General features: G+C 42.4%; 14 protein-coding genes and 4 pseudogenes. 13 read left to right on the forward strand and 5 right to left on the reverse strand.

Features of this window, described 5'->3' with window-relative positions; genetic code table 11:
• Positions 1 to 3: 3 nt before the first annotated feature.
• The 3 genes and pseudogenes from HWQ43_RS27005 (at position 4) to ispF (ending at position 2,275) form a co-directional block, all read left to right on the forward strand.
• Positions 4 to 567, forward strand: coding sequence for an AAA family ATPase (locus HWQ43_RS27005; RefSeq protein ID WP_292739399.1), 564 nt, complete (start codon positions 4 to 6; stop codon positions 565 to 567).
• A gap of 107 nt (positions 568 to 674) precedes the next feature.
• A pseudogene (locus HWQ43_RS27010) lies at positions 675 to 1,806 on the forward strand (1-deoxy-D-xylulose-5-phosphate reductoisomerase).
• 67 nt (positions 1,807 to 1,873) lie between these two features.
• Positions 1,874 to 2,275 carry a 2-C-methyl-D-erythritol 2,4-cyclodiphosphate synthase gene (gene ispF, locus HWQ43_RS27015; RefSeq protein WP_292739401.1) on the forward strand — a complete coding sequence of 134 codons (402 nt, stop codon included), beginning with the start codon at positions 1,874 to 1,876 and terminating at the stop codon, positions 2,273 to 2,275.
• Between the two features lie 691 nt (positions 2,276 to 2,966).
• On the opposite strand, the gene HWQ43_RS27020 is transcribed toward ispF, so the two are convergent.
• The gene (locus HWQ43_RS27020; protein WP_366932915.1) at positions 2,967 to 3,239 is read right to left on the reverse strand and encodes a hypothetical protein; all 273 of its coding nucleotides are present in this window, start codon (positions 3,237 to 3,239) and stop codon (positions 2,967 to 2,969) included.
• 232 nt (positions 3,240 to 3,471) lie between these two features.
• Between HWQ43_RS27020 and HWQ43_RS27025 the strand changes: the two genes are divergently transcribed.
• On the forward strand, positions 3,472 to 3,888 hold the full coding sequence (locus HWQ43_RS27025) for a DM9 repeat-containing protein (RefSeq protein ID WP_292739403.1): 417 nt from the start codon (positions 3,472 to 3,474) through the stop codon (positions 3,886 to 3,888).
• Here HWQ43_RS27025 and HWQ43_RS27030 read toward each other — a convergent pair.
• The 3 genes and pseudogenes from HWQ43_RS27030 to HWQ43_RS27040 form a co-directional block, all read right to left on the reverse strand.
• Complete coding sequence (locus HWQ43_RS27030; RefSeq protein ID WP_292739405.1) at positions 3,822 to 4,133, reverse strand: DNA cytosine methyltransferase; 312 nt, start codon at positions 4,131 to 4,133, stop codon at positions 3,822 to 3,824. The genes HWQ43_RS27025 and HWQ43_RS27030 overlap by 67 nt on opposite strands.
• Before the next feature lie 125 nt (positions 4,134 to 4,258).
• Positions 4,259 to 4,849 (reverse strand): annotated as a pseudogene (locus HWQ43_RS27035) (ISAzo13 family transposase); the annotation flags it as partial.
• Positions 4,850 to 4,901: 52 nt separating this feature from the next.
• Positions 4,902 to 5,489, reverse strand: coding sequence for a hypothetical protein (locus HWQ43_RS27040; protein ID WP_292739407.1), 588 nt, complete (start codon positions 5,487 to 5,489; stop codon positions 4,902 to 4,904).
• Positions 5,490 to 5,682: 193 nt separating this feature from the next.
• Here HWQ43_RS27040 and HWQ43_RS27045 point away from each other — a divergent pair, with 193 nt between their 5' ends.
• The 9 genes and pseudogenes from HWQ43_RS27045 to HWQ43_RS27085 form a co-directional block, all read left to right on the forward strand.
• Entirely contained in the window at positions 5,683 to 5,907 is a 225-nt protein-coding gene (locus HWQ43_RS27045) for a hypothetical protein (protein WP_292739409.1), read from the forward strand.
• A 108-nt stretch (positions 5,908 to 6,015) separates the two neighbouring features.
• Positions 6,016 to 6,174: pseudogene (locus HWQ43_RS27050) on the forward strand (DUF1636 family protein); the annotation flags it as partial.
• A gap of 141 nt (positions 6,175 to 6,315) precedes the next feature.
• Positions 6,316 to 7,314, forward strand: a complete 999-nt coding sequence (locus tag HWQ43_RS27055) for an AraC family transcriptional regulator (RefSeq protein ID WP_292739410.1) — start codon at positions 6,316 to 6,318, stop codon at positions 7,312 to 7,314.
• 142 nt (positions 7,315 to 7,456) lie between these two features.
• On the forward strand, positions 7,457 to 8,461 hold the full coding sequence (locus tag HWQ43_RS27060; protein WP_292739412.1) for an AMIN domain-containing protein: 1,005 nt from the start codon (positions 7,457 to 7,459) through the stop codon (positions 8,459 to 8,461).
• A 3-nt stretch (positions 8,462 to 8,464) separates the two neighbouring features.
• Positions 8,465 to 10,141, forward strand: a complete 1,677-nt coding sequence (locus HWQ43_RS27065; protein WP_292739493.1) for a TonB-dependent siderophore receptor — start codon at positions 8,465 to 8,467, stop codon at positions 10,139 to 10,141.
• Between the two features lie 84 nt (positions 10,142 to 10,225).
• Positions 10,226 to 11,206, forward strand: a complete 981-nt coding sequence (locus tag HWQ43_RS27070) for an iron-siderophore ABC transporter substrate-binding protein (RefSeq protein ID WP_292739414.1) — start codon at positions 10,226 to 10,228, stop codon at positions 11,204 to 11,206.
• 186 nt (positions 11,207 to 11,392) lie between these two features.
• Complete coding sequence (locus tag HWQ43_RS27075; protein WP_292739415.1) at positions 11,393 to 11,728, forward strand: hypothetical protein; 336 nt, start codon at positions 11,393 to 11,395, stop codon at positions 11,726 to 11,728.
• A gap of 234 nt (positions 11,729 to 11,962) precedes the next feature.
• On the forward strand, positions 11,963 to 12,154 hold the full coding sequence (locus HWQ43_RS27080; RefSeq protein WP_292739417.1) for a hypothetical protein: 192 nt from the start codon (positions 11,963 to 11,965) through the stop codon (positions 12,152 to 12,154).
• 169 nt (positions 12,155 to 12,323) lie between these two features.
• A pseudogene (locus HWQ43_RS27085) lies at positions 12,324 to 12,978 on the forward strand (ISLre2 family transposase); the annotation flags it as partial.
• Here the strand turns inward: HWQ43_RS27085 and HWQ43_RS27090 are convergent.
• Complete coding sequence (locus tag HWQ43_RS27090) at positions 12,947 to 13,201, reverse strand: HTH domain-containing protein (RefSeq protein WP_292739419.1); 255 nt, start codon at positions 13,199 to 13,201, stop codon at positions 12,947 to 12,949. The pseudogene HWQ43_RS27085 and the gene HWQ43_RS27090 overlap by 32 nt on opposite strands.
• Between the last annotated feature and the right edge of the window lie 69 nt (positions 13,202 to 13,270).

The raw sequence follows: 13,270 nt of genomic DNA on the forward strand, positions 1-13,270 counted from the left end.
TATATGGTGAGAATTTTAGCTATCGTTGGTATGCCTGGCTCAGGTAAAAGTGTGGTAGCTAGCTATTTTAAAAATATGGGTTTTCCCATTATTCACTTTGGGGAAATTATCATTCGTGAACTTGAAAGACGAAAACTACCAATAACACCAAATAATGAGCAAATAGTTAGGGAAGAAATTAGAAGACAGCATGGAATGGATGTGTGTGCCCAAATGGCATTGCCACTCATCAAATTGCAGATCCTAGAACATCAATTAGTTATTGTTGATGGTCTTTACAGTTTCAAGGAGTATAAAACTTTAAAAAAACAATTTAGTGATGACCTACTGGTATTAGCGATTTTTACTCCCAAGAGCATAAGATACGAACGACTGACTTTAAGACAGGATAGACCTTTAACACTTGCGGAAGCAGAGAAAAGGGACTACATGGAAATTGAGAAAATTGAAAAAGGTGGACCAATTGCTATAGCTGATTTAACCATAATCAATGATAGTAGTCAGTCCCATTTACATCAGAAGATAGAAGAAGTCCTGGCAAGATTATCACTGGAGTTATTCCTATAAATTGTCAAATATCAAGTCTTATAGACGAGAAAGTTCAGGACAATTATCCACAAAGAAGCGCTATCAGGTAACTAGGGCAACACATCAATTATTAGGTATCTACTAACGTGAAAGCAATTTCTCTCCTTGGCTCAACAGGCTCTAATCCAAACTTTGACTATTGTTGCTCAATACCCTAACAAATTTAGGGTTGTGGGATTGGCTGCCGGACAGAATGTAGATTTGCTAGCTCAACAAATCCGCACATACCGACCGGAGATCGTCGCCATCTATGAGGTGCAAAAACTACCTGAATTACAGGCAGCAATCGCAGATATTACTCCCCAACCGATTCTGTTAGCGGGCGAAGCTGGAGTTATTGATGTTGCCCGCTACGGCGATGCTGAGATTGTGGTGACTGGCATTGTGGGATGTGCTGGTCTACTACCAACAATTGCTGCCATCAAAGCAGGTAAAGATATTGCTCTAGCCAACAAGGAAACTCTGATTGCTGGCGGGGCTGTAGTCTTGCCCTTGGTGCACAAGCACGGCGTTAAGTTGTTACCCGCAGATTCAGAACATTCAGCAATTTTTCAATGTTTGCAGGGAGTACCTGCTGGAGGGTTGCAGCGTTTGCTGCTAACTGCCTCTGGGGGAGCTTTCCGGGATTATCCAGTCCAAAAGTTGTCGAAAGTTACTGTTGCTGATGCTTTGAAGCATCCCAACTGGTCAATGGGTCGCAAAATTACAATAGATTCTGCCACTCTCATGAATAAAGGGTTGGAAGTCATAGAGGCTCACTGGCTATTTGGTGTTGACTATGACCAAATTGAAATTGTCATTCATCCTCAAAGTATCATCCATTCACTGATTGAGCTACAAGACACTTCAGTCTTGGCACAACTGGGCTGGCCGGATATGCGCCTGCCCCTACTCTATGCTCTTTCTTGGCCGGAGCGTATTCACACTGATTGGCAGACGTTGGATTTAGTAAAAGCAGGGGTACTGACGTTTAATGCTCCCGATCACCAAAAGTATCCCTGTATGCAACTAGCTTACGCTGCGGGTCGCGCTGGGGGTTCCATGCCAGCAGTACTCAATGCAGCAAATGAGCAGGCTGTAGCCCTCTTCCTAGAAGAAAAAATTCAATTTCTTGATATTCCGCGTTTGATTGAACGGGTGTGCGATCGGTATCATCTTCATAACCACTCTGACCCAAGTCTCAATGACATTATTACTGCAGATCAATGGGCTAGGTAGGAAGTTTTGATGGCAAGTCAGACCTTGGATTATGGGGCAAAAACTTTAGCCATTGGGTAGCGAATTCATGAATATTAGGATTGGCAACGGTTACGATATCCACCGCTTAGTTGTAGACCGCCCTCTGATTTTAGAAGGGGTGGAAATACCACATGAATTGGGGTTGTTGGGTCACAGTGATGCTGATGTGTTAACCCACGCTATTATGGATGCAATGTTGGGGGCTTTAAGTTTGGGAGATATTGGTCATTACTTTCCACCTACTGATTCCCAGTGGGCAGGCGCTGACAGTTTGATTTTACTGTCTCACGTAGATCAATTGGTAAGGGAGCGTGGGTGGCGAATCAGCAATAGTAGGATTATACAAGTTTTAGATGCTGCTCACCGACACAAATCATCAACTCTCAACTCGCGCCACACATCAGACGGTTGCCACCCGGAGTTACCCACAGAGCGTAGGGGGCGATAGTGTTCAGAAATGTATTTGGATTCAGAAACGTAGTCTTCAATGTATACAGGTGCATTTGGTTCAATCACTGTTTCAGGAATATTTTGGCTCTCAAGCATCTCAATGGGTTCAGTGGGTTGTGGAGTTACTTCTGTTTTCTTGCGAACTGGGTTAGAGGTTTTTTTGATGAGTCGTTGCATATCTCTAGGAATCATTCGGCTCTCCACAAAGAACGGATATCCCAGAATACAGTAAGTTATCAGGAAATCAGAGGCATTTTGCCAGAAAGTTGTATGGGTGTGGATTGCTTTTTGGGCACGTGAGCGGAGTGTGATGCCTAATAGCCCGTTGTAGAAACGGATTTAACAATAGCTATGATTTTGTCTACTCGCATATCGAAACATATTTGCCGACCAATGGTCGGCAAATAAGCGAGAAAGTGAAAGCTAAATTCTCAATTCTTGTGCAGGCTCCTTGCAAATCCGTAATTTTCACAGCTAGACTTATTGCCTCCACTAACTGTGTGGAGGCGAATTAATCGAAACAATGTCGTTATCCCTGCTAATTAGGACTTTTTCTCCTCTGCTATACAAAAGCGAAAATGAGAAGTTGATTTCTCTTGCGTAGCGATCGCTGCCCAAGAAGAGTCCCAGGGGCAACGCACGAATATGACCTATGCTGTCAAGAGATAGCGGCAGTGATAGAGAGTAGGTTAAGGAGTGATTGCCCTCATGCAGTGCTTCATGCGATCGCTGTAGATAATATTTGCAGTACTTGTATAGTGCAAGTGCCACAGCACTAGATTGAGTCTGCCAAACTCTATACCAGTAAAGTGCCCAAAAGGATCTGATTTCTCAGTTGACGATTCTAGGCAAACTTTCATACTGCGTCGCAGTTTGGCATCTGTTGCCCAACCACTAAATTGGTCTACATCAAATTGCACAAAGGTAGAAAAGATTTCAACAATGCCCTGTCGGGGTTGCATGGAATACTTGCCGCTGTTTGAAACATAGCTGATTTTAATTATACAGCCATAGGGACAAAAGCTAATTCCTTGCTGCGTAAGGATTTTACAGATTTTTTCCAAATTTTCTATTCTCAGTGCATAAAAACTAAAAGTTGTCGTAAAGAGTGATGTGCAGAGAAGTTCATTCGTTCATTCCCTCTGCCATGTCCTGTAGTCAATAATTCGTTACCCCAATTGGGGAGGAATTCCTATGAAACCCAAGAATCATAAAAACAATCAGTGGCAACGAATGCTTAGTGAGGATAAAAGGATGAACACCAACTTTACAAAAGTAAGTTTGCTGAAATTCAGTCGCATCGCTACACTTCTAGCAACTGGAATAGCAGTTTCTATAGCAGTACCTGCATTGGCGAGTGTTTCATGGGTAAATTACGAAAAGAAAAAAACCAATAACTATATCCCTACTAATGCTGTTGTTGGTGGCAGTCAGAATGCAAAGAAACTGTATGTTTGCCAAGCGATACATGATAAAGAGTATATACCTGGAAAGTTAACTGAGGCTCATAATTGCTTCATTCCAGGGGGAAATAAAGAATATCGCTACACCAAGGCTTTAGCTGTGTGGGCAAGGCTTACGTTGGCGCATACTGGGGAGGCATGGAGGTAATCGGGGCGGCGAGGAAAACCTAAAAATCCTAACTGTGCTACTTCTTGAACTGTTAGTTGAATTATTCTACAGCCATACTCGCTAAAGTTTTGGTGATGGGTTTTGGCGATCGCTTTACTCAGTTCTGGTTTGCTTGGATCAAACTCCACTGCAATAACGGGACGAATCCCGGCTTGCACCATCCCCGCTTCTATCCCGCCACCACCCGCGAAAAGTACTACAGCGATTGGGGCATCATCTGGCAAGATAATTATCTGACTTATAAATGTATGTTTACTTGCCTTACCAGAGTAATATTTTTCTTGTTCCTTATTGTCTCTAGACCTTTCCCTAGCTTGTTCATAGCTATCTATAATTAATTCATAATCTGCTCTTTTTTTTTGGTATCAACTGAAATTACAGGTTCGTTCTGCGATTGGAAATGTTTAACTTGGTTGGCAATATGTAAAAACTGGTCATCCCTGTCCGGATGAGATGAGCCGTCACGGGTTTTGCGATTCGATTGTAAACTGTAGCCCAGGGATTCAAGTAAGTTGTAAACACTTTTAGCGCTAATTCTATGTCCCCCACGATTTAGAGTGCCTGCTAATTTCACCACACTTTTAGAAGTCCATTTTAGAGGAGACTCTGGATCTCCTAACGTCATTGGTTCAATTAGTGATTCTAAATCTGATAGCAGCATTGCGTCTTGTTCTTCTAGTAGTTTTTTTCCACCACCATTAGTACGAATTCGAGTAATGTCGTCTTCTGTTTTTACCCCATCTTGTTCTGACAGCAAACGCATCTCTGCATGAATTGTAGTGCGGGATAGCCCAGTTGCGATCGCAACCTGACTGACACCTCCCCGTCCCAGGCTTCGGGCTTCGATTGCTGCCCAAATACGCCGTGTTTTCTCGTTCAAGTAGGGCAATAACGAATCATACTTATCTTGAATGCTTTCAACTACCTGGTTATCAGACATATAAGGCTTTAATTCCGTTACATTCTGATACTCTAACTATTCGGCCAATTGTTCAAGTTATTTTTACATGAGTCCTAAGTGTTTCTCGGTACGGACACTGCAATATTTGTCTCAGCAGCAGTTGCATTGTCGGTGTGGTAACTCCTAATGGCTGATGAAACCTCTGTGTAATCGGATTTTCTCTCAACTGCTGGAGCAAAGCCGGCAATTGCTCAAAGCTGCTTTGGAAAGTAGAAAGCAAATCAGCATTCCAATAAATTTTAATATTTTGGGAGTGCTGATTTGCATTAAAATACTCAAACTCCCGAACATCAGGCAAGCAAAATAAGTAGTTATAACCTGCGACTTCTTCATAATCGTCACTGACTCCTGGTACATTCGGTGTAACAGTTTTGACAGCACCCGATAGAAAAAACTTAGATATAAGCTCATGTGAATTATCATGTTCCTGCTGCATAATCACTGGTTGAGAAAACTCATCGTCACAGATTACTAGCTCAAGATTATGGCGAAGAAAAGTCCAGCGAAAACTGCTTTGACCAAAGCAAGTAGATAATTCTGCCTTTCCTTCATAGTCATTAAACTGCACATCTTTGCAAAATTCCCCAAAGTCTTCTGTCCCACTTAGACGAATGGTCATGATAATATTGTCAACAAGTAGTTGAGAAATAGTATCTATTAGAATGGAGAGTGATGTCTACGACAAGCCCTAAGAGCGTCTACGCAACAGAAAATATTATGTAACAAGAGTGCGATAAGGCTACACTCTTTTTGGCTCCCGGCGTAATGTTCAGCGAAGGGAAATAATCTTTCCCAATTCTATTTTTGGGGATGTGGGGCTGCAACGTCCCAAAGCGCAAAAGGCGATCGCCGAAGGTGGGGCTTCGCCCATAGTAACTTATGCACAAATTTATTTTTCTCTAGAAGAATTAGATAAAGCTGATGGTGATGTCATGTTTGTGGGAACATTAACTGATGATGGCAAAAATTTGTGGGCGTGCAGTCAAAGCTGTGTTGTAGCTGTATTAAGCGATGAGAAACTCACTTATCTCTTTTAGGACTTACGCACTGAAGCCTGAAACCTAGATCCCCCCTAGCCCCCCTTTTTAAGGGGGGAACTTCTAAAGCCCCCTTAAAAAGGGGTTAGGGGATCTGAGTGCGTAAGTCCTGTCTTTGTCAATCTCACTCGAGAAGAAAGCGCAACCGCCTTAATAGAATTTATGCAACTATATATCAAAAGCCGTAAAGGTAATGTAGTTTTGGAAAAGCTTCCGCAAGTTTTACAGTCGGCTATTTTCGCCCAAGTCCCACATCTGGAAGCGTAGTTGCACCTGCGATCGCCTCTCGAGACTGGTCAGTTAAGATCCCTCTAGGAAATTCACCCCACTGTTGTGCCGATGAAATCAAGAGTTAGGGCAAATCACGGTAAAATTATTGATAATAAATATCAATAATTAACACCAGTCATGACCATTACCCTGACGATGAAAGAGAATTGGGAACTGTGGGGGGAAGCTAACCAAAATAGCTATCAAACACCAGTAAAAGAGCCATTTGAAATCATCAGTGAAATGCCTAAGCAACTGGGTAAAGGCTATGTGCGTGATATTGAGGTGCATCCAGAACTCTGGCTGACGATTTGGGATTGTGAATATCACGATGATGTGTTAATGAAAATCCCTGAATGGGATCACCCATTGCAATTTTGCGTCTACCTTTCCGGCAAAGTCATAGACGAATACGGTGGGCAATTAGGGCAAGGATACACGTGTATTTCGGGTAGCGGAGTGCAACGCCAAATGATTTCAGAATCCACCAAATCTCGACGTGTAGGCGTTGACATTCATCTGCCTCCTGACTTGCTGGCAACTTTTTTCCCCGATGAAACAGGAGAAATTCCCCAGCAGTTGCGTCTGTTGGTAAAGGGGAATGATTGGCAGACTTTGCTCTACCCAGAAACTACAACGGCTATTGAGGGAATCGCCCAGCAAATTATTAACTGTCCTTTCCAGGGAATGATGAAGCGGATGTATTTACAAGCGAAGGTGTTGGAACTAATGGCGTTGCAGTTAGCTCCTATATTATCTACTCAAGATCAACTACAGCGATCACCACGATTGAAGCCAGATACCATAGCCCGGATTCATCTGGCTAAGGAAATTTTACGCTCTAGGTTTGAGAATCCACCCTCATTGCTGGAATTGTCGCAGATTGTTGGGGTGAGCGATCGCACTTTACGGCGTGGATTTCAAGAATTGTTTAGCACAACAGTGTTTGGTTATCTTTCTAGTATCCGTATGCAGCAAGCAGAGCAACTTTTGCGAGCAGGTAAGCTGAGTGTTGCTGAAGTTGCCAATTTGAGTGGTTATTCCCAACAAGGACACTTTGCTGCTGCCTTTAAAAGAAAATTTGGTATTACGCCTAGAGAATATTTGTCAGGAAAGAGAAATATTTTAGCTTCTTAATGCCGTTTTGCGACTGTAATGCCGTTTTGGAATAGACTCTCACACCGACACTTCTCTACACTATGCCTTATTGCAATTAATAAATATATGCAATAAGTCAGATTTTTATTTGAATTTTAGTAACTGTGGTGTGATGAGCAAGATGAAAAGTTGGATATTTCTGCACAAACAAAATTCCTGGCTATTACCCAGCTTGATAGGATACATTTTCAACTTTGCTGTTAGTGTGCCTGTTGCGGCTCAAGATAACCAAAAATTAACTACACAGATCCCTCGATTAAGTGAGCTTAAATTTCCAGCCTCTAATATTAAAGGTTTGCTTTCCCAATCACCAACACCAACTAACCCCCCTTCCGTCCCACGCCAGTCGCCACAACGGGGGGAACCCCCGCAAGGCGCTGGCTCCCCTTACCAAGGGGGGAAACTGGGGGGTGAGGTTACACAAGTGACGGGAGTGAAAGCTAATCCTACAGATAAAGGTGTGGAGGTGATTTTACAGACGACTCAAGGAGAACAACTCCAAATCACCAATCGCAGTGCCGAGAATAACTTTATCGCTGATATTCCTAATGCTCAATTGCGTTTACCCAATGGCGATGCTTTCACATTCCGTTCCGAAAAACCAGTTGCGGGAATCACTGAAATAACAGTTACAAATCTGGATGCTAATACTATACAGGTGACAGTCACAGGTGAAGCCGGATTGCCAACGGTTGAGTTATTTGATGATAATGCAGGTTTGGTTTTTGGGGTAGTATCTGCTGAAACTGCGATGCAGCCACCAAAGGAGCCGACGAATGAGACAAAACCGGAGGAACCCACAGCACAGCAGGATGAACCGATTGAGTTGGTGGTGACGGGTGAACAGGATGGGTATCGCGTTCCCGATACCTCATCTGCTACGAGAACCGACACACCCTTACGTGATATTCCCCAGTCGATTCAGGTCATACCGCAACAGGTCATTAAAGACCAGCAAGCAACTCGCCTAACAGACGTGTTAAAAAATGCGCCGGGTGTAGTGGTAGGAAGTCGAAGCCCTCGCGATCCTCTCAATATCATCAAAATTCGGGGCTTTGATGCTGGTACAGATACTCTACTCAATGGGATACAAGACCGTTCAATCCAGAGTGTCGGGTTTGGCTAAAATATTGAGCGGGTTGAAGTTCTCAAAGGACCCGCTTCGGTTCTATTCGGTCAAGGTGGACTAGGTGGCAAGGTCAACTTAGTCACGAAGCAACCATTGAGCGATCCGTTCTACTCCGTGGAAACTTCTGTTGGTAGCTACAATTTATATAGCGGTGCAATTGATTTATCTGGCCCGTTGAATGACAGTAAAACGGTATTGTATCGCCTGAATGCTTCTGCTGGAAAAAACGAAAGCTTTATTGATTTCTATGACCAACAGCAATATCTAATTGCACCTACTTTAAGCTGGCAAATTAGTGACAGAACAAAGCTGACTCTAGAAGCAAGCTATTCCCTTGCAGAGGGGCCCTATGATTTTGGGATACCGGCACAGGGAAGTGTCCTGCCTAACCCCAATGGCAAAATTCCTCGTAATCGTTTTGTGAGTGAGCCTAATCTTAATGACGCTTCTAACGGTGCATTTCGGATTGGCTATAATTTTGAACATCGCTTTAGCGATGACTGGCAAGCGCGGAGCGTTTTTCAGACTTATTTGTTTCGCCTCAGACGAAATCTTGTGTTTCCTTTCGGATTACAAGATGATTTGCGTACATTAGAAAGAGGCGTTGAGGATTTTGACTACGATGAAAATGCTTATAATCTAGACAATTATGTGGTCGGTAAGTTGACAACAGGTAGTATCAAGCATGAGCTAGTCGCTGGATTTAACCTGAGCAAAACAGATACTAATTCCAAAGCTCTTTTCAATGACACTACTCCTCTCGATGTTTTCAATCCTGTGTACGGAAGTGCTACAGAAGCTAGTCTTCCAGATTTTGATATCAAAAATACGGCGCAACAATTAGGTTTTTACCTTCAGGATCAAATTACCCTAGCAGAAAACTTCAAAGTACTTTTAGGTGGACGCTTTGATATTGCCAATCAAGAGTTTCAGGATTTATTGAACCAGACAACCGACTTTAAGCAAACAGAAGCTTTTAGCCCTCGCGTTGGCATTGTTTACCAGCCCATTCAACCGATCTCACTCTACGCCAGCTATAGCCGTTCATTCAACCAGGCGACATCTGTATTCGGTGCTGCCCTACCGGAACCGGAGCGAGGAACGCAGTATGAAATCGGAGTGAAAGCAGATTTGACTGATCGATTATCTACAACCTTGGCATTTTATGATTTGACTCGCACCAATCTCTCAGCCCAAGATCCAAATGATTCACGACGAACTATTCAAATTGGGGAACAGCGCAGTCGTGGGATTGAGTTTGATATTTCTGGCGAAATCTCGCCAGGGTGGAACATCATTGCTGGTTATGCTTACACTGATGCAGAAATCACAAGAGACAATCCATCGACAGTGGGTAATCAACTGAATAATGTGCCCAGACACGCACTCAATCTATGGACAACTTACGAAATTCAATCCGGCAGTTTAAAAGGATTAGGCTTCGGTTTAGGAGCCTTTTACTACGGAGACCGGCAAGCTGACTTAGCCAACACAGTTGAGTTACCGAGTTATGTACGCACAGATGCAGCTATTTATTACAAGCGGGACAATTACCGAGCTGCGATCAATATCAAGAATTTGTTCGACACTGATTATTTTGTCTCTGCACAAAACGTAAATCGGATTATACCTGGCGACCCCCTGACAATACAGGGCACAATTTCCTGGCAGTTTTGAGCAAACCCCCTGATATCCTACGCTTCTATCCGTCAAGATGAAGCGTAGAGCATTCACTTTTTATATTGTGTGAAGTAGGCGTTCATGAAAATACCTTTACGTCACCTGACTTATTTATTATTGGGAGTCTTGACCTTTACACTCGCTTTAGCTTGTAGTTTAAATATTAACCACAGTGTTACAAGCTCAAAACAGCCAACAGAAAATTGCCGAAAGGTGCAATACGCAACGGGTGAAACGTGCATTCCTCAAAATCCTCAGCGAATTGTGACTTTATGGATGGGTACTTTTCGTACTGCTTTAGCATTGGGTATTAAACCCATTGCATCTGCATGGTCTCCAGGTGAATCTTTCCCAAAACATCTGGGAGACAAAGCAGACGGGGTTGAAAATATTGGATTTGAGCCAAATTTAGAAAGGCTCCTGCTACTGAAACCCGATTTAATTTTGTCAAATACTCGGTTGCAGAATATCTACACGCAGCTAACCAATATTGCCCCTACAGTTGCATTAAATCATCCATCTCCACCTGCTTCTTGGCAGAAAACTTTAGAAGATATTGCCAAGATTCTCGATAAAGAACAGGAAGGTAAACAGTTAATTAAGGACTATTGGCAGCGAATTGAACAACTTAAACAAGCTTTGGGCGTTGACGTAGCCTCTCCAAAGGAAAATCGCCGTCTTCAGATGCAAGTATCAGTTGCCACAGTAGATCAAACCTATGGAATATTCACTTATGGAAGCAAACATCCTACTGGTAGACTTTTGAGTGATATTGGGTTACAACGCCCACCTGGACAAAGCGGAGATTTTTTCACCAGAAGCAACATTTCTTACGAGAATTTATCTGAAATTGATGGTGACGTTTTGTTCCTTTCTTACACAAAAGGAGATGCTAAAAAAAATTTGGAAAAGTTGCAGAAATCTCCTTTGTGGCAAAAGCTAAAGGTGGTTCAACAAAATCGGGTTTATTTTGTCGATTCTGATCATTGGTATGCTTTTGATGTTCTAGCGATAAATGCCGTAATTGATGATTTATTTAAATACCTAGTCAACACACCTTAAACCCATGCCTAAACATAAGCTAATCGCTATTTAAATTGCATCATTTTTATGGTAATAAAAGCTTCAAACCCTCTCCCTTACTCCCTGCCCCCTGCAATCTCAATGTGCAAATTAAATGCTTAACAGCTTACTATATCGATCTGTAAGGTAGATTAATCAAAAAATATCTATCTCAAACTAAGAGCTTTGTTGGAAGCCATTCACGTTGCAGACCGTTTTCACTTATTGCAGAACTTATCTCAAATGCTCTTACAAGTCTTTGGTACTCACGCCGAAGCACTTAAAGAAGTGGAAAAACAAGTCTTTAGTACTGATAATAAAGTGCTAAAAGAGGTAGAAACAGCACATAACCTTTCCCTGATTGCTGAGGCTAATAAGAGCCCAGTTGTGCCAAGGTTTCCCCAAAACACATCTTTAAAAAGAAAAGTTCAATCCGCCAAGGCACGGGCCAGACGGAGGGAAATCCATGAGCAAGTTTGGAGCTTACGGTCTATTGCCTTATCAGTACAAGCAATCGCTTAAGAACTGAGAATTGCTAAAAACACCGTATCTAATTACAAGCGTTGCTCAACTTTTACCGAACGTCGTGAACGTAGCGACTAAGGTTTCAGTCTTCTCAATCCTTATCAACATTACCTCCTCAGTCGCTGGAATAGCGGTAACTACAACACCCAAGAACTGTTTGAGGAAATTCGACAAGCAGGCTATACCGGTAGTTATGCCACGGTCTCTCGCTTCACTCGTTATCTCAAGAGCTTGCCCAAATTTGAACCGCGACAAGGTTCAAGAAAAAACGCTTCCCCCAGGGTAAGCTCTTCTTCCCATCGTCCTCTCACCCCCAGGCGCGTCACAGCTTTAGTCCTGCGGGAGCAACGCGATTTTGTGAGGTTGGGTGAAAAAGGTGCGATGCCTGCGGCGGGCGTAGCCATCGCTAATAAATATACTTAAGTACAGTATAAATATTTATACAGTTAAAGTAGTATTAACACTGCTTTAAATTTCCAGTTCTCTTGTAGGGTCTGAAGATGACTCGTTTTTGTGGCAAAAAAAAGGTAGGATTCCCTTTGGAGTAAAGGTTTTGATATCTGACATCAAAACAGGGAGTGCCTACACGCTTATGAAAAATCATATATATTCTACTTTCGATTTAAGCAAATCATTAGAAAACTTTCAAGAACAAGTTACGAAACTTTTAGAACTAAAGAATATTTCAGAATGGGATGGACGTGTTTTCAGAGAACGTGAGCAAAAAATTAGAGAATTTGCCTTAATAATGGCTGGAGAATGTACAGCTTTGTTGCTCCATAATCTGTCAAAATCTCAAGATTTTTTGGATAAAGCAGAGCAGGAGACACTCTTATTGGTGGCAAATAAACACACAAAAGCATGGTTGTAAAAAACGACAAATATTAACAATTGGAAATGTGAAAGTAAATTAAAAATTACCCTATGTAGTTGAACGTAAAACTCAATCAAAGAAAAATAAGAAATCTTTACATGAAGGATTTTGTCCCTTTTTAAGATATTTGGGAATGTCTGAGGGGTTAACCCCTAACGTTTTATCGACTATTGCCCAATATGGTGCAATTGCTGACTCGTTTGAGGCAGCGCGGACAAAATTAATTGATTGGGGCATAAATATCAGCCTAAAACGCATAGAACGGCTAACATATTACTTTGGTAAAATTGGCATAAATTTACGCCAATCTAAATTAACAAGTTTAGCTCTGAGCAGTTTAACTACAAGTAATGTTCTGAAAGACCAACGTCTGCCAAGTTAAGTCCTGTCAGCGTAGTTTGATAGCTGTCGAGTAAACTCCAACCACCTCCTTTACCGCGTTCTGCTATCACCGGAACTCCGGCACTGCTGAGGGCATCCATGTCACGATGGATGGTGCGCTCAGATACCTCCAATCGTTCTGCTAAATCTCGCGCTGTTAGCTGACGATAAACCTGCAACAACATCAGTATCGAGAGGAGGCGATCGGCACGCATAACTATCCCAAGACCAATCGAAACTACTTTTTACTTTACTGCCTAAATATGACAAGGGATGTCAGGAAG

It is taken from the genome of Nostoc sp. JL31, from assembly GCF_017114965.1.
Classification (GTDB): Bacteria; Cyanobacteriota; Cyanobacteriia; order Cyanobacteriales; family Nostocaceae; genus Nostoc; species Nostoc punctiforme_A.

What these genes read in the sequence shown, in the direction of transcription:
- HWQ43_RS27005 (WP_292739399.1), top strand. Translation starts at nt 4, where the DNA reads ATGGTGAGAATTTTAGCTATCGTTGGTATGCCTGGCTCAGGTAAAAGT.
- ispF (WP_292739401.1), top strand. Translation starts at nt 1,874, where the DNA reads ATGAATATTAGGATTGGCAACGGTTACGATATCCACCGCTTAGTTGTA.
- HWQ43_RS27020 (WP_366932915.1), bottom strand. Translation starts at nt 3,239, where the DNA reads ATGCAACCCCGACAGGGCATTGTTGAAATCTTTTCTACCTTTGTGCAA.
- HWQ43_RS27025 (WP_292739403.1), top strand. Translation starts at nt 3,472, where the DNA reads ATGAAACCCAAGAATCATAAAAACAATCAGTGGCAACGAATGCTTAGT.
- HWQ43_RS27040 (WP_292739407.1), bottom strand. Translation starts at nt 5,489, where the DNA reads ATGACCATTCGTCTAAGTGGGACAGAAGACTTTGGGGAATTTTGCAAA.
- HWQ43_RS27055 (WP_292739410.1), top strand. Translation starts at nt 6,316, where the DNA reads ATGACCATTACCCTGACGATGAAAGAGAATTGGGAACTGTGGGGGGAA.
- HWQ43_RS27060 (WP_292739412.1), top strand. Translation starts at nt 7,457, where the DNA reads ATGAAAAGTTGGATATTTCTGCACAAACAAAATTCCTGGCTATTACCC.
- HWQ43_RS27070 (WP_292739414.1), top strand. Translation starts at nt 10,226, where the DNA reads ATGAAAATACCTTTACGTCACCTGACTTATTTATTATTGGGAGTCTTG.
- HWQ43_RS27090 (WP_292739419.1), bottom strand. Translation starts at nt 13,201, where the DNA reads ATGCGTGCCGATCGCCTCCTCTCGATACTGATGTTGTTGCAGGTTTAT.